At 38.7% G+C, this 16,177-nt stretch carries 13 protein-coding genes and 2 tRNA genes; 12 read left to right on the top strand and 3 right to left on the bottom strand.

Annotated elements, in window-relative coordinates; genetic code table 11:
• Window positions 1–5: 5 nt before the first annotated feature.
• From CGC58_RS04185 to ilvA, 12 genes are all read left to right on the top strand, one after another.
• Window positions 6–440: a DUF4268 domain-containing protein gene (locus CGC58_RS04185; RefSeq protein ID WP_095895261.1), complete on the top strand. Its 435-nt coding sequence runs from the start codon at window positions 6–8 to the stop codon at window positions 438–440.
• A gap of 126 nt (window positions 441–566) precedes the next feature.
• Window positions 567–2,354 carry an arginine--tRNA ligase gene (gene argS / locus CGC58_RS04190; protein WP_095895263.1) on the top strand — a complete coding sequence of 596 codons (1,788 nt, stop codon included), beginning with the start codon at window positions 567–569 and terminating at the stop codon, window positions 2,352–2,354.
• A 121-nt stretch (window positions 2,355–2,475) separates the two neighbouring features.
• A tRNA-Gly gene (locus tag CGC58_RS04195) sits at window positions 2,476–2,548 on the top strand.
• 23 nt (window positions 2,549–2,571) lie between these two features.
• Window positions 2,572–2,657 (top strand) — tRNA-Leu (locus tag CGC58_RS04200).
• Window positions 2,658–3,092: 435 nt separating this feature from the next.
• Complete coding sequence (gene ilvD / locus CGC58_RS04205; RefSeq protein WP_095895265.1) at window positions 3,093–4,775, top strand: dihydroxy-acid dehydratase; 1,683 nt, start codon at window positions 3,093–3,095, stop codon at window positions 4,773–4,775.
• Between the two features lie 152 nt (window positions 4,776–4,927).
• Entirely contained in the window at window positions 4,928–5,269 is a 342-nt protein-coding gene (locus CGC58_RS04210) for an SMI1/KNR4 family protein (protein ID WP_095895267.1), read from the top strand.
• A gap of 12 nt (window positions 5,270–5,281) precedes the next feature.
• Complete coding sequence (locus CGC58_RS04215; protein ID WP_095895268.1) at window positions 5,282–5,470, top strand: YdeI/OmpD-associated family protein; 189 nt, start codon at window positions 5,282–5,284, stop codon at window positions 5,468–5,470.
• Window positions 5,467–5,910: a DUF1016 N-terminal domain-containing protein gene (locus CGC58_RS04220; RefSeq protein WP_232748864.1), complete on the top strand. Its 444-nt coding sequence runs from the start codon at window positions 5,467–5,469 to the stop codon at window positions 5,908–5,910. The genes CGC58_RS04215 and CGC58_RS04220 overlap by 4 nt, the downstream gene beginning before the upstream one ends.
• A gap of 286 nt (window positions 5,911–6,196) precedes the next feature.
• The gene (ilvB, locus tag CGC58_RS04225; protein ID WP_095895269.1) at window positions 6,197–7,879 is read left to right on the top strand and encodes a biosynthetic-type acetolactate synthase large subunit; all 1,683 of its coding nucleotides are present in this window, start codon (window positions 6,197–6,199) and stop codon (window positions 7,877–7,879) included.
• Window positions 7,880–8,103: 224 nt separating this feature from the next.
• The gene (gene ilvN / locus CGC58_RS04230; protein WP_095895271.1) at window positions 8,104–8,640 is read left to right on the top strand and encodes an acetolactate synthase small subunit; all 537 of its coding nucleotides are present in this window, start codon (window positions 8,104–8,106) and stop codon (window positions 8,638–8,640) included.
• Window positions 8,641–8,670: 30 nt separating this feature from the next.
• Window positions 8,671–10,140, top strand: a complete 1,470-nt coding sequence (ilvC, locus tag CGC58_RS04235; protein WP_095895273.1) for a ketol-acid reductoisomerase — start codon at window positions 8,671–8,673, stop codon at window positions 10,138–10,140.
• A 1-nt stretch (window position 10,141) separates the two neighbouring features.
• Window positions 10,142–11,404, top strand: a complete 1,263-nt coding sequence (ilvA, locus tag CGC58_RS04240; RefSeq protein WP_095895275.1) for a threonine ammonia-lyase IlvA — start codon at window positions 10,142–10,144, stop codon at window positions 11,402–11,404.
• Between the two features lie 50 nt (window positions 11,405–11,454).
• Here ilvA and porW read toward each other — a convergent pair whose 3' ends face one another.
• The 3 genes from porW to CGC58_RS04255 all read right to left on the bottom strand — a co-directional run bounded on the left by porW (window position 11,455) and on the right by CGC58_RS04255 (window position 16,058).
• The gene (porW, locus tag CGC58_RS04245) at window positions 11,455–13,962 is read right to left on the bottom strand and encodes a type IX secretion system periplasmic lipoprotein PorW/SprE (RefSeq protein ID WP_095895277.1); all 2,508 of its coding nucleotides are present in this window, start codon (window positions 13,960–13,962) and stop codon (window positions 11,455–11,457) included.
• Between the two features lie 92 nt (window positions 13,963–14,054).
• Entirely contained in the window at window positions 14,055–14,612 is a 558-nt protein-coding gene (locus CGC58_RS04250; RefSeq protein WP_095897110.1) for a M15 family metallopeptidase, read from the bottom strand.
• Window positions 14,613–14,837: 225 nt separating this feature from the next.
• Window positions 14,838–16,058 (bottom strand): aminotransferase class V-fold PLP-dependent enzyme, encoded by a 1,221-nt coding sequence (locus CGC58_RS04255; RefSeq protein ID WP_095895278.1) that lies wholly within the window; start codon window positions 16,056–16,058, stop codon window positions 14,838–14,840.
• Window positions 16,059–16,177: the final 119 nt, after the last annotated feature.

Consider the following 16,177-nt stretch of genomic DNA (forward strand, 5'->3'; position numbering starts at 1 on the left):
TTTTTATGTACAGCAAAGCAGAAGCAAAAAAATTGCGTGAGGATTTCTGGATTTCTTTTGGTAAATCTTTCCCTCGCAAGTGGGTGCTATACAACACTAAAATAAAAGATTTTAGTTTTAAGTTCTATTTTGACACAAAAAAGGCTATCGTATCTTTAGACATTGAAGACAACATACTAAGTAACAGAATATTATATTACGAAAAACTAATTTCTTTAAAAAGTATCCTTCTTGAGGAATATCTGCCGGATGCCATATTTGAGGATTGCTATTTTTTAGATAACAAGAAGGAAATCAGCCGTATTTACGTCCAAAAAGAAAACGTAAACATTCACAATAAAGACACTTGGCGAGAAACGATGGAATTCCTGTATGAGAAAATGTCCAAGTTTGAAGAATTTTGGTATGAATACGAAGATGTCATAAAAGAAAATTTTTAACAATTTTATTTTCAAACCATTAACATTAAAAATAGAAAATTATTTTACCCATAAAAAGCTCTTGCAATAGAAATTCGTTTGGAAATTATGTATCTTTGCGGGCTACAATGAAAAAATATTTCAGATATGCAGAATTTACAAGAAATACTAAAACAACATACACAAAAGGCAGTTGAGCATCTTTTTGGCATTCAGTTTGAAAACGTTGAATTACAGCAAACTAAAAAGGAATTTGAAGGCGATATTACGATTGTAATTTTCCCGATGTTGCGTCAGATTAAGGGAAATCCCGAACAAATTGGGCAACAAATCGGAGCTTTTTTGCAAGAAAACGTATCTGAAGTAAGCGGATTCAATGTGATTAAAGGATTTTTGAATTTGGTAATTTCTGATTCTTATTATATTGATTTTCTGAAAAGTATAGAAAACGAAAATAATTTTGGTTTGGCGACGCCCAATTCCAAAAAGACCATAATGGTTGAATATTCTTCGCCAAACACCAACAAACCGCTGCATTTGGGGCATATCCGCAATAATTTATTAGGATATTCGGTAGCAGAAATTTTAAAAGCAGCCGGACATAAAGTGTATAAAACTCAGATTATCAACGACAGAGGGATACACATCTGCAAATCAATGATTGCTTGGCAACGTTTTGGAAATGGCGAAACACCTGAAAATTCGGGGCTTAAAGGCGATAAACTTGTCGGGAATTATTATGTAGCTTTCGATAAGGCGTATAAATCTGAAATTGAACAACTTATCTCCGAAGGAAAAACTAAAGAAGAAGCTGAAAAACAAGCACCTATATTTTTAGAAGCACAAGAAATGCTCAGAAAATGGGAAGCTGGCGATGAGCAAGTTATTTCGCTTTGGAAAGAAATGAATCAATGGGTTTACGACGGATTTTCAACCACTTACAAAAATTTAGGCGTTGATTTTGATTCGTATTATTACGAAAGCGACACATATTTATTAGGGAAAGACATCATTGAAGAAGGCTTACGAAAAGGCGTTTTCTTCAAGAAAGAAGACGGTTCGGTTTGGTGCGATTTAACCGCCGATGGTTTGGACGAGAAATTAGTCCTCCGCTCCGACGGAACTTCCGTGTACATCACCCAAGATATTGGTACGGCAACTCAGCGTGTAAAAGATTTTCCAGATGTAAAAGGAATGGTTTATACCGTTGGAAATGAGCAAGATTACCATTTTAAAGTTCTGTTTTTAATTCTAAAAAAATTAGGCTTTGATTGGGCTGAAAATCTGTATCATTTGAGTTACGGAATGGTGGATTTGCCGAGCGGAAAAATGAAAAGCCGTGAAGGAACAGTGGTAGATGCCGACGATTTAATTGCTGAAATGGAGCAAACTGCTGAGGAAATTTCGCAAGAATTAGGGAAATTGGACGGATACGATGAAAATCAGAAAAAGGAACTGTACCACACCATCGGTTTGGGGGCTTTGAAATACTACATTCTGAAGGTTGATCCGAAAAAACGCATTCTTTTTGACCCGAAAGAATCCATTGATTTTCAAGGAAACACAGGTCCTTTTGTTCAGTACACTTATGCCCGAATAAAGTCTATCTTGCGGAAATACAACGAAATAGGAGTTTCAAAATCAAATAATGAATCGATTTTAGAGTTACATCCGAAGGAGAAAACTTTGCTCAAAAATATGGAGCTTTTCCCCGAAGTGGTGCAAAACGCAGCAGATTTGTACAGCCCTGCGGTCATTGCCAACTACGTATATGATTTGGTGAAAGACTTTAATTCATTTTACCAGAATGTATCCATTTTAGGAGAAGAAAATGTGGCAAAAAGAGAATTTCGGGTATCGCTTTGTAAAAAAATAAGCGAAATTATTGCATCGGCTTTCGCTATGTTAGGAATACAAGTTCCTGAAAGAATGTAAAATACTCTTCGGAAAGAAAAATATTTTTCAAAAAGAAAGAAAAATATTTGCCAAGTAAAAAAATGTTCTTATCTTTGCACTCGCAATCGGATAAGGGTTGCTTTTGAGAGAAACATTTTACGCGAAAATAGCTCAGTTGGTAGAGCGCAACCTTGCCAAGGTTGAGGTCGCGGGTTCGAACCCCGTTTTTCGCTCTTTTTATTGCCTTAATACAGAGGCTCGGATGGTGGAATCGGTAGACACGCTGGACTTAAAATCCAGTGGGCAGCAATGCCTGTGCGGGTTCAAGTCCCGCTCCGAGTACACGAAAAAATCGTAATGCTTTAATATTGAAAGTGTTGCGATTTTTTTATTGCAAAAATTTAATACACTTAGTATCAACAACTTTTCCTTTTTAATAATCTTCACAAATCTTCTGACCACAAATCCTGAAAGAAGCAAATAGCTTCCCACTAATTTTTAAAAATTTCAAAAAAGATAAAAAACAAAAAATCAATCCTTTTCAAAATTTATTCTCAATAATATTTGGAGTTTTAATATATTTTATTACTTTTGTCGCTCGGAAAATTCAAAAAATGACAAGAATATATTTTTACAGCATTATTAGCCTTATTATTATCATCAATAACACCTATTGATGCGAGGCTTTATATCTGTAAACGAAATAAAAAAACCTGCATCAACCCAAACTGATGCAGGTTTTTCTTTTTAAAACTGACGAAAAAATTAGGAAATAAAATGGAATTAAACAAATACAGCAAGCAAGTAACACAAGACGACACCCAACCCGCCGCACAGGCGATGCTCCACGCTTTGGGACTTACTGACAGCGATTTACAAAAACCTTTGGTGGGCATCGCAAGTACGGGCTATGAAGGAAATCCCTGCAATATGCACCTCAATGGTTTAGCTTTGAAAATTAAAGAAGGCGTACAAGAATCGGGTTCGGTGGGGCTTATATTTAACACCATAGGCGTTTCGGACGGAATTTCAATGGGAACCTACGGAATGCGTTATTCGCTTGTGTCTCGCGATATTATTGCCGATTCGGTTGAAACCGTAGTGCAGGCAATGTGCTACGATGCACTCGTTACGGTGGTGGGCTGCGATAAAAATATGCCTGGGGCTTTGATGGCGATGCTTCGGCTGAATCGCCCTTCGATTTTGGTGTATGGCGGAACCATCGCTGCGGGTTGCCACAACGGAAAGAAACTCGACGTAGTTTCCGCTTTCGAGGCTTGGGGACAAAAAGTGGCAGGTACAATCGACGAAAAAGAATATCGGGAAGTCATTCACAAAGCCTGTCCTGGTGAGGGAGCTTGTGGTGGAATGTACACCGCCAATACAATGGCATCGGCAATTGAAGCCCTCGGAATGAGTTTGCCGTACAATTCTTCAACACCTGCTTCGGGCGATGCCAAAAAAAACGAATGCCTCAAAGTCGGGAAATATCTCCGTTATTTGCAAGAAAACGACATTAAACCCTCCGATATTGTTACCCGAAAATCCATCGAAAACGCCTTTCGTTTGGTGGTGGCTTTGGGTGGCTCTACCAATGCGGTATTACATTTTTTAGCCATTGCAAAAGCAGCTCAAATTCCGATGACTATTGATGATTTTGCCCAACTGAGCGAAACCACGCCTTTCATTGCCGACCTCAAACCTAGCGGAAAATACGTTATGGAAGACCTGCATCACATTGGAGGAATTCCTGCCGTAATGAAATATTTGCTCGAAAAAGGATTATTACACGGTGATTGCCTGACGGTTACAGGAAAAACCATAGCCGAAAATCTGGCTAATGTTTCACCACTTCCTGAAAATCAAGAAATTATTTTCCCGTTGGAAAAACCAATTAAAGAAACGGGGCATATTCGTATTCTCTACGGAAATTTAGCCCCCGAAGGAGCGGTGGCGAAAATCACGGGTAAAGAAGGGCTTTCTTTCACAGGCAAAGCCAAAGTTTATGAAGGGGAATTTCTGGCTAATGAAGGAATTGCCAAAGGCGAAGTAATCGAAGGAACGGTGGTGGTAATTCGTTACGAAGGACCGAAAGGAGGACCGGGAATGCCCGAAATGTTAAAACCGACTTCCGCCATAATGGGAGCAGGTTTGGGCAAAAAAGTGGCACTCATTACCGACGGACGATTTTCGGGCGGTTCACACGGATTTGTGGTGGGGCATATTTCGCCCGAAGCCCAAAACGGCGGAAATATCGCTTTGGTACAAGACGGCGACCTAATCACCATTGATGCGATAAAAAATACCATTGACGTACATCTCACTGAGGAAGAACTCACCCAAAGACGCAAAAATTTCGTGCAAAAACCACTGAAAGAAACCGCCAAACGCGGGGTGCTTTACAAATACGCCCGTACGGTGAGTTCTGCCTCGCAAGGGTGTGTAACCGATGAGTTTTAGTTGAAAAGCAAAAATTAAGTTAATGAGTTTAATCAAGAAAAAACGGAAATAAATATGCAAAGAATCCAAGAAATTGAGCAGAAAAATGGCTTTGAATTACCTGCTTCGTACAAAAATTATTGGCGGGTTTTGAATTATTTATATTACTGGAAATGAACGACCAAGAAATTGATTTACACAACAAAAATCGCCTGACCGAGTCCGTAGGAAAAGGTTTACAAAGCTGGGAATATGTCAAAATTTGGGCAAGTGAAGACAAGCGGATACAAAACAATGCCGTACGCCGACACGATATGGACGGAGAAAGTATTGATATAGAGAGGCTTAAAAATAGTTTTATGTTTGCCGATGGTGGCGATGGTGTTCGCTTATATTTTAATATTCAAGATAATATGTCCGTTTGGGAATATTACACGGACGATGGCAGTGTGGGCAAAATCGTCGATAGCTTTGATGAAATCGCCCAAAATAGCGAAATTACTGAAAAAGAGTAAATTACCAAAAAAATGACCAATAATAACGATATAGAAAATTTTTTGAAAGAAACGCCCGAGGCGTATGCGGTGTTTCAGACAATGCCCCCTTCGCACCGAAATGAGTATATCAAATGGATAAACGAAGCTAAAAAGCAGGAAACCAAAGAAAAACGCTTACAAAAAATGCTCGAAATGTTGTTGAAAAAAGGCAATAAGTGAAGAAAAAAGGTTTATTACGTTTCAACGTGAAATTTAATATGATGAAAGAAAACTATTTGTATAAGAGGGACTATATTGCTGAAATAAAAAATATTCTATCACAGGCGAGGCAACGGGCTTATGCGGCTATCAATTCGGCAATGGTGGAAGCCTATTGGCAAATTGGCAGACGAATTGTGGAAGAAGAACAAAATGGTGAAAATCGAGCCAAATACGGAAAGGAAGTTTTGCAGAATTTGTCCGCAGAATTGACAAACGAATTTGGAAAAGGATATAGTTACAGAACTTTGAGAGAAATACGTCAATTTTATTTGACTTTTCCCGAAATAGAGAAATGGCGAACACTGTTCGCCAAATTGAGTTGGTCTCATTTTCAGCGAGTTCTAAAAGTTTCTAACGAAAAAGCACCACCCGAAGAAGAATTAATCAGAGAAATATAACTAACCCACATTAAATTGTCGTTCTTTTCAAGAGTGAGCTAACGACCTTGGAGACGAAGCGTTAAGAAAATCAATGAATGTAGCGTAGAAAATATCCATTGTTTGAGCGAAGCGAGTTTGGAGATTTTCAGCGGAATGAATTGATTTTTAGTGCAGTATCCAAAGTCTTGAATTTTTGGTTCTTTTGTTTCAAGACAAAAGAACAGAAAAAAGACAAATTATATAGAATTGGCTATAACACAACAGAAAAACGCAAAATAGAATCAGAATCAAAACATAAAATAAGATGACAGGAGCAGAAGTTTTAATCAAAAGTTTATTAGCCGAAGGCGTAGATTTGGCTTTCGGATACCCAGGCGGAGCCATAATGCCCGTTTACGACGAACTTTACAAATACCAAAATCAGTTGAAGCATATCCTCACTCGCCACGAGCAGGGAGCTATTCACGCAGCTCAAGGTTACGCTCGTGCTACGAGAAGGGTCGGGGTGGTTTTCGCAACTTCCGGACCAGGGGCTACCAACATCATCACCGGAATTGCCGATGCTCAAATCGATTCCACTCCGTTAGTGTGCATTACCGGACAGGTAGCCAAGCACTTATTAGGAACAGATGCCTTCCAAGAAACGGACATCATCGGGATTTCAACGCCCGTAACCAAGTGGAATTACCAAATCACCGAAGCCGATGAAATTACCGAAGTCATCGCTAAAGCCTTCTACATTGCTCGCTCAGGAAGACCCGGACCAGTACTTATCGACATCGTGAAAAGTGCTCAATTTGACCAAGTTGCTCATTTCAACTATAAAAAATGTAACGGCATAAGAAGTTACAAACCTGTTCCTGAAATTGACCAAACTAAAATTGAAGAAGCAGCACAAATCATCAATAATGCACAAAAACCATACGTGATTTTCGGGCAAGGAATTGTTCTGGCAGAGGCTGAAAATGAACTGAAAACCTTTTTGGAAAAGGCAGATATTCCAGCAGCAGCCACTATTCTTGGGCTTTCCGCCTTACCTACAAGTCATCCGAATTACGTTGGGATGGTGGGAATGCACGGCAATTATGCCCCAAATGTGCTTACCAATCAATGTGATGTGCTTATCGCTCTCGGAATGCGTTTTGACGACCGCGTTACGGGGGATTTAAGCAGATACGCCAAGCAAGCCAAAATCATACATTTTGATATCGACCCTGCCGAAATAGACAAAAACGTAAAAACCGATGTTGCCGTTCTGGCGGACGTAAAAGAAGCCTTGCAAAAAATAATTCCTTTGATTGAGAAGAAGCAACATACACATTGGCGAGATGCGTTCAAACAGTACGATAAAGATGAATATAAGATAGTTATCAAAAACGAGCTATATCCCGAAAAAGTCGGGATGACTATGGGCGAAGTGCTCGAATTGATAAACAAACATTCGGGAGAGGAAGCTGTAATCGTTTCGGATGTAGGGCAACATCAAATGATTGCTTGTCGTTATGGTAAGTTCAAACAAACACGCAGTAAAATCACTTCGGGCGGATTGGGAACGATGGGATTCGGGCTTCCGGCAGCTATCGGGGCAAAACTTGGAGTTCCTCAAAAACAAGTAGTTGCAATCATCGGTGATGGCGGTTTTCAGATGACCATTCAGGAATTAGGGACGATATTCCAATCGCAAATTCCTGTGAAAATCGTAGTACTTAATAACGAATTTTTAGGAATGGTACGCCAATGGCAAGAATTATTTTTTGACCGCCGATATGCTTCTACCGAAATGACAAATCCTGATTTTATCAAAATTGCCGAAGGATATCATATCAAATCCAAATTAGTAACCCAACGCACTGATTTAGAGGAATCCATTAAAGAAATGCTCGCCTGCGACAAGGCTTACTTTTTGGAAGTTCGTGTCGAAAAAGAAAATAACGTATTCCCGATGGTGCCTACGGGAGCTTCGGTTTCGGAAGTGCGATTGAAATAAAGGGGTAATGAACAATGAATAATAAAACGTTGGGGCGTATAAAAAAGTATGATGATAGTTCCGATTGTCAGGCTGAGCGTAGTCGAAGCCTTATAATTACAAGGCTTCGACTACGCTCAGCCTGACACAAAAACCTTTTTTAAGACATCTTACATTACCTTAAAACATTGAATCTGAAACATTGAACCCCAAAATATTGAACTTAAAAACGTAAAATTGTAGATATGGAAAATAAAACATACACCATCACCATATATTCGGAAAATCAGCTTGGGCTACTCAACAGAGTAACGGGGATTTTCCTCAGAAGACACATCGATATGGAAAGCATCAACGTATCAAAGTCCGAAATCGAGAATGTTTTCCGAATGATAATCGTTACTCACACCACACAAAAATGGGTGGAACACATTGTAAAACAGATTGAAAAGCAAATCGAAATCATAAAAGTATTTTACCATACTGATGAAGAAATCGTCTTTTTGGAAAACTCACTTTTCAAGATGCCCGCAACTTCGCTTTTTGATGAAGAAACCCCCGTACAAGCTATCATTCAACGGAATAACGCAACCATAGCGACGGTTTACAGGGATTTTTACGTAATCTCAAAAACAGGCACACGCGAAAGCATCGAGCAACTTTACAAGGAACTCAAACCCTACGGCATAATGCAATTTTCGGGTTCGGCACGGATTGCTGTTTCCAAAACGGAAATGAAAGTATCTTCCTTACTTGATAAATATGAGACAGATAGCCAATAATAACACCTTTTAATTAAAGTCAGAAAAAAAATGAAAAATTATTTTAACACATTGAATTTCAGAGATAAATTAGCTCAATTGGGCGTTTGCGAACTATTGCAAAAAAGTGATTTCAGTCAAGGGGTTGAAGCACTTAAAGGAAAGAAAATTGTCATCGTGGGGGCAGGAGCTCAGGGATTGAATCAAGGGCTGAATATGCGTGATTCAGGTTTGGATGTTTCCTATGCTTTGCGTGAGTGTGCCATTGCCGAAAAACGCCCTTCGTACACCAATACAACAGCCAACGGCTTTAAGGTAGGAACCTTTGAGGAGCTTATCCCAAAGGCGGATTTGGTCTGTAATTTAACACCCGACAAACAGCATACTTCCGTGATTAACAACATTATGCCTTTGATGAAAGAGGGTGCGACACTCTCGTACTCGCACGGCTTCAACATTGTGGAAGAAGGAATGCAAATACGTAAAGATATTACGGTGATTATGGTCGCTCCCAAATCGCCTGGCTCAGAAGTGCGTGAGGAGTACAAACGCGGATTCGGTGTGCCTACTTTGATTGCTGTACACCCCGAAAACGACCCCGAAGGCAAGGGCTTTGAGTGGGCAAAGGCGTATGCCGCAGCTTTGGGAAGCCATACGGCAGGGGTGTTGCGTTCTTCTTTTGTAGCCGAAGTAAAATCGGATTTGATGGGCGAACAAACGATGCTCTGCGGCTTGCTTCAAACGGGTTCTATACTGGCTTTCAACAAGATGAAACGAGAAGGAATCGCCCCCGAGTACGCTTCAAAACTGATTCAGTATGGCTGGGAGACCATTACCGAAGCCCTAAAACACGGCGGAATTACCCATATGATGAATCGCCTATCAAATCCTGCCAAAGTGAGAGCCTTTACCATTTCCGAAGATTTAAAAAAGAAAATGCGTCCACTTTTTGAAAAACATATGGACGACATTTTGAGCGGTCATTTTTCAAAAACAATGATGGAAGATTGGACAAATGACGATAAAAATCTACTTGCGTGGCGGGTGGCTACGGCACAAACGGACTTTGAAAAAACACCCGCTACCCAAGAAACCATCTCCGAACAAACCTATTTCGACCACGCAACGCTTCTGGTTGCCATCGTAAAGGCGGGAGTGGAATTGGCTTTTGAGGTAATGACCGAATCGGGAATGAAGGAAGAGTCGGCTTACTACGAATCGCTTCACGAATTGCCACTTATAGCCAATACCGTTGCTCGAAAAAAATTGTACGAAATGAACAAAACCATTTCCGATACCGCCGAATACGGAAACTATCTGTTTGATAATGCGTGTCGTCCATTGCTTTCTGATTATATCAATGCGTTGGAAAAAGAAATCCTTGGGCGTGATTTTTCAACATCCAATCAGGTCGATAATTTGCAACTGATAGCCGTAAACAAAGCCATACAAAATCACCCGATAGAAAAAATAGGAAACACCCTACGAACCTATATGACCGATATGAAACGTATAAAATAATATGGAAACAAAAACGACATACATACCACAAGTTCAGGAAGTTCAGAAAGCAATGTTGCGGATAAAATCGGTAATAACTACCACTCCGCTTTCGCAAAGCATTCGGCTCGGAAAGTTATTCGGAGCTGAGGTTTTTCTTAAAAGAGAAGATTTGCAACAGGTACGCTCCTACAAAATACGGGGAGCTTACAACAAAATCAGTTCACTTTCGGAAGAAGATAAACGGAAAGGAATCGTCTGTGCAAGTGCTGGAAATCACGCCCAAGGAGTGGCTCTTTCCTGCCGAATGTTGGGGATTAAAGGCGATATTTATATGCCCGTAACCACGCCTCAGCAAAAGATAGAACAAGTGCAAATGTTTGGAGAAGAAAATGTTAATATCATTCTGCAAGGCGATACTTTTGACGACTCGAACTATGCCGCAATACAATTTGCCCAAGAAAACGAAAAAACGTTCGTACCGCCCTTTGATGATGAAAAAGTTATTGAAGGACAGGCAACTATCGGGCTGGAAATATTAGACCAAGCTCAAAGCCCAATAGATTACGTGTTTGTGCCTATCGGTGGAGGCGGACTTTCGGCGGGGCTTTCGGCAATATTCAAAATGCTTTCACCACAAACAAAAATCATCGGGGTTGAGCCTTTGGGAGCTCCTTCAATGCAAGAAGCCCTAAAAGCAGGAAAACCTGTGGAACTCACTGAAATTGACAAATTTGTAGATGGTGCATCGGTTAAAAAGGTGGGAGATTTGAATTTTGAAATTTGCCGACAATTTCTGGACGACATCGTGCTGGTACCCGAAGGCAAAGTATGCCAAACCATTTTGGATTTGTACAACCGCGATGCCATTGTGGTAGAACCTGCGGGAGCGTTGGCTATTTCGGCTTTGGATTTCTACAAAGAAAAAATTAAAGGTAAAAATGTGGTTTGTGTTATCAGCGGAAGCAATAACGACATCACCCGAACGGCAGAAATTAAAGAACGTGCCCTGCTTTACGCCAATTTGAAGCATTATTTTATCGTGCGTTTCCCACAACGTGCCGGAGCTCTGAAAGAATTTGTGGCGGAAATACTCGGTAAAACTGACGATATTACTTATTTTGAATATTCCAAAAAGCATAATCGTGAAAATGGTCCTGCCGTGGTAGGTATCGAACTAAAACACGAATCTGATTTACAACCTCTTATCGACCGAATGAAAAAACACAATTTCTACGGCGATTACCTCAACAACAAACCCGATTTGTTCCAATTTTTGGTGTGATAAAAAAAGGCTATCTGTTTGATAGCCTTTTTCTTTTCAATATAGAATTTCTATTTTTTTAAACCATTTTCGTACTCAAAAAATTTTTCTTTATTCTTTTTGATTTGCACCAAACGATAATTTTCAGTTGCAATAGCGAAGTTGGTAAACTTATGATTTACTTGAATTTCTTGTAGTTTTTCGATGATACTTTCTGCTGTATTTCGGTTTTGAAGTCCGTGAATGACAAGCCAAGTTTCTTCAGAATTGTAAATATCTTCTGACACAGAAATTTTATCTGAAATTGTAGCCGACTTTTCAATGAGCTGATTTCTAATCTCTTGTCGATTTTCCGAAGAAGTACCAACGATAACTACTTTCCAAGACTTTGTTTTTTCGTCAGTAACAAAATCTTCCTTCTCTGTGTCACTTAATTTTTCTAATAATTCCTTGGCTAACTTACTTTCATCAGTTTCAGGATAATTTATCGTAATTTGCTCAAGTACTTGACGATACGATGCAATTCCATACAAACGAGCGACAGCATCAGCCTTTAACATTTCCAATTTAGGAGCAACAGCCGTTTCGTGGAAAGAAAGCCTATTATCTTCCAAAGTACGCAATGTTTCTGCAATTTTTCCACTTTCAAAATCAGCGGTAAGAGCTTCTAAAAGTTCCTGAGCCTTTTGGTCTTTCTGTTGTTGTGAAGATATATTTCCCTTCAAAATGCTTACATAATCCGATTCCGGAAATTTATTAAATAATTGATTTTTAAAATCTTCCGATTTTGAACTATCCAAATCAATATAGTTTTTGTACAATTCATACAATGCGGCTACTTCCAAATTGGCATCAGGATTGGCTTCCAATAATTTTCCCAAACGACTGATAGCTAATTCATTATCACCAAACTTAGACCTATACAAAACTCCTAATTGATACAAAGCCTGATTTCTATCTTTTTCCAATCGTATTATTTCTACTTCCGATTTTGGTAACTTTTCAATGAAAAATTCAGTCGTTAAAGAATTTTCATCAGAAATACTCTTCTCATTTTCAGAAACTTCCGCAGATTGCACAACTATATTTTTCTCTTTCGATGACCAACGCCAATTATCCTCCAAGGCACGATTTCCCCAATATTGCTGAAATTGTTGCTTTCCGTAGGCTATTGCCATTGGGTTATAAAAATAGAACTTTCCTCCTTGCTGTTCAGGCATATTTTGAACATAAAATCCTGAACCTAAATCATCTGAGGAAGAATTGAGTTGCTTTTGTTCCGCAGATTTTTGTAAAGAATCAATATGTTTCTGAAAGAAAATCAATTGCTCTTCTTTTGGTAATTTTGCGATTCTTATGACGCTATCATTCTGTTTTACAGTGTATTCGAGCTCCGTGATTTTAGCCAAATTCTCTTTTTTTCGCTCAATGTAAAGACGCTCAAAGGTATGTTCCGGAATGTAAGCTAAAGTACTGTCCAAGTGATGATAAGCTCCTGTATAATCTTTCTGTTCAAAGAAAATTTCTGCCAAACGTTCGTGTGTTTTTGCTTTAAGAGGATTATTTTCTTTGTTGTTTTTCAAAGATTTACGATAGAAATCGGTGGCGGTTGCTTTGCTATTTTCTTGAATAAGAGAACCGTGCGTGAAGTAAAGAACATCTAACAAATCTTTATGTTCATAGCGTTTTTCTAATTTCGTCAAATACTCTAAAAACTCAATTTTCTCTTCGGGAGAGAAATCTTTATTACGAGCCTTGCCTGCTTGGGCTTCCATCCATAATTTTCGTGAAATTTTCCAATTCAGGTTAATCACTTTTTCGTAGGCAACCACCGCCGAATCTCGTTGTTTTTGTTTCTCATAAAGCTGAGCTGCAATGAAATAATATCGCCCTCTGAGGAGATTATTTTTAGTAAATTTTCCTGCCAAATAAAGAGCTTCAGCCGCATTAGGATACATTTCCTGATTGATGTACGCTTGCCCTAATGTTGCGTAGGCTTCAGCTTTATCGTTCTTGCGTAATTTTTCAACAGACAGTAATTCGTGAAGTTTTTCAATTGCGATTTTGTCTTTCCCTAACCGAAGATTTGTTTTTTGAGCCCAAATGGCGGCTTCAGGGATGCGTTCGCTTTTTCCGTAGTTCGTAAGTAAGTGATTAAAAGCCTCTAACGCAGGAAGAAAACGTTCGTTGTAATAGCGAGCTTTCCCTAATAACACATAAGCATCGTCAATTTTATAATTCCGCTGAACTCCCTTGAAAACCATTGAATGCAGCTGAATTGTTTTGATAGCCTTTTCTTCTGCTCGTTCAAAATTCGGATTTTCAATGCCGTCCAATTGAATTTTTCCTGACATTTTGATAGGCTCCACAGGTAAAATCTCACTGAAGTTATCCTGATACTGCTGCTGAAGTTCTTTCAAGCCCAAATCAAAAGCTTCTTCTCCATTGAAAAGCACGTTGTACTTAGTAACGATGGGTTGCATTTGTCGGTTGTAATATGTGTTTGCATTAGGAGTACAGCCAAAAATAAACAACTGAATTACAACGACTAAAGTAAGATATTGTGTATGTTTTTTCATTTTTTGTTTCCTGAAAATCTCTTATCAAGTTACGAAATTACTGTTTTTCTTTTGAAAAAAAAAGACTTTTAATTTTTTATTAGGAAATGAAGTTACTCACATTCCCATACAAAATCCTCTACTTTTGAGTTCATTTCAGGTCGAAACTCATAATGCCACCATTCGGAATAAATTGATTTGAAATTGTGTTTGTTTAAAATGTCTTTCAAAAGCTTCCGATTTTTCAGCACTTCTTCCGGCAAATTTGTGTAAGTGTGATGGGCTTCTTTCCCGAAAAAATCAAAAGGAGTGCCCATATCTAATTCATTTCCAGCCACATCCACCAGAGTTAAGTCCACCGCAGCTCCTCGATTATGTTTTGAACCCTTTGCAGGATTTGCCACATAATGCGTTCCCGGCAAAATTGCCCACATTTTTTTCTGTACCGAAAGAGGACGATAACAATCAAACAATTTAAGCCGAAATCCTAAAGCTTTAAACTCTTCACTAGCAGCCACTAAAGCCTTTGCCGTAGCTTTGCGTAAGTAACATTCGGGACAGTCATACACAGCTTGCTTCAAAAAATTATCTTCCGTGGCATACTTAATATCCAAAATAAAATCATTTGACAAGCTTTTGATATTCACAAAATCACTGTGAGGCGACTCCATTTTTTCTTCTTCAGAAGCAACCTTCTCATTGTCAGAAACTTCTGTTAAAGAAATATTTTCCGGCTCAGACTTTTTTTCTGCTTCAATTACGTCTGTTTTTGTTTTTGGAGAAGCATTTTGGTTATTATTTTTGCAAGAAAATAACAATACAAGAAATATAAGAAAAAGGAAATTTTTCATTTTTAAAGTCTTTATTTTTTCATAAAACCTTTCGATTTCTTCGAGTTATTGCAACATCATTTGAGCTTTTTTAAGCCCTTCAACAAAAGCATCTATTTCTTCGAAAGTATTATAGACTGCAAAACTCACTCGAACAGTTCCTGGAATGTTATAAAATTCCATAATTGGTTGTGCACAATGATGCCCCGTTCTGACGGCAATTCCTAATTTGTCCAATATCGTGCCTACGTCATACGGATGTATCCCTTTCAAATTGAATGAAATAACTGCTGTTCGTTTAGTAAGGTCATCGTTTCCGTAAATTTCAATTCCATCAACTGTTTTGAGTTTTTGAGTGGCATATTCCAACAATTTGTGTTCGTAATTTGCTATATTTTCAACTCCAAGTTCGTGAATGTAATCTATCGCACTCCCGAAAGCAATTCCTCCGCAAATATTGGGCGTTCCTGCTTCAAATTTATGTGGCAAATCGGCGTAAGTTGAACCTTCAAACCTAACCTCTTTAATCATCTCTCCCCCACCTTGATACGGAGGAAGTTCGTTTAATAATGCTTCTTTTCCGTAAAGTATGCCCGCACCCGTAGGACCATACATTTTATGAGCAGATACAGCGTAAAAATCAACATCAAGAGCCTGAACATCAGCCTGAATGTGTGGAGCAGATTGAGCACCATCTACCAATACAACAGCTCCTTTTTCGTGAGCTTTTCTGATGATAATTTCAATAGGATGAATATTCCCTAACGCATTGGAAACGTGCTGCACACACACTAATTTTGTTCTATTGCTCAACAATTTCTCAAATGCCTCAAGGTCTAAAATTCCTTTTTTATCCATCGGAATAACCTTCAAAGTTGCTCCACTTCGCTCGCAAGCAAATTGCCACGGAACGATATTGCTATGATGCTCCGATGCCGAAACAATAATTTCATCTCCTTCTTTCAAAATTGAAGCATATCCGTTGGCTACCAGATTGATAGCTTGTGTAGCTCCGGAAGTAAAAATAATTTCAGATGACTTTTTTGCATTGAAATGTTTCTGCAATTTGATGCGAGCTTTTTCATAAGCATCGGTAGCTTCTTGGCTGAGAGTATGTACTCCGCGATGAATATTAGCGTTCAAAAAAGAATAATAATTTACAATGCTATCTATCACTTGCACAGGTGTTTGTGAAGTAGCTGCATTATCAAAATATGTTAGAGGTTTACCATTTACTTTTCGTTCCAGTATAGGAAAATCTTTTCGGATTTCTTGAATAGATTTCATCAATGTATCGTTTTAAATTCTATCAGAAGCAAAAGTATTTATTTTTTGTGATATTTATAATCGAATTGAAAATAAAATGTAACTTTGTGGCTTAGCCCGATTTTAAAAAATGCACATTT

The organism is Capnocytophaga stomatis (assembly GCF_002302635.1).
Taxonomy (GTDB): Bacteria; Bacteroidota; Bacteroidia; order Flavobacteriales; family Flavobacteriaceae; genus Capnocytophaga; species Capnocytophaga stomatis.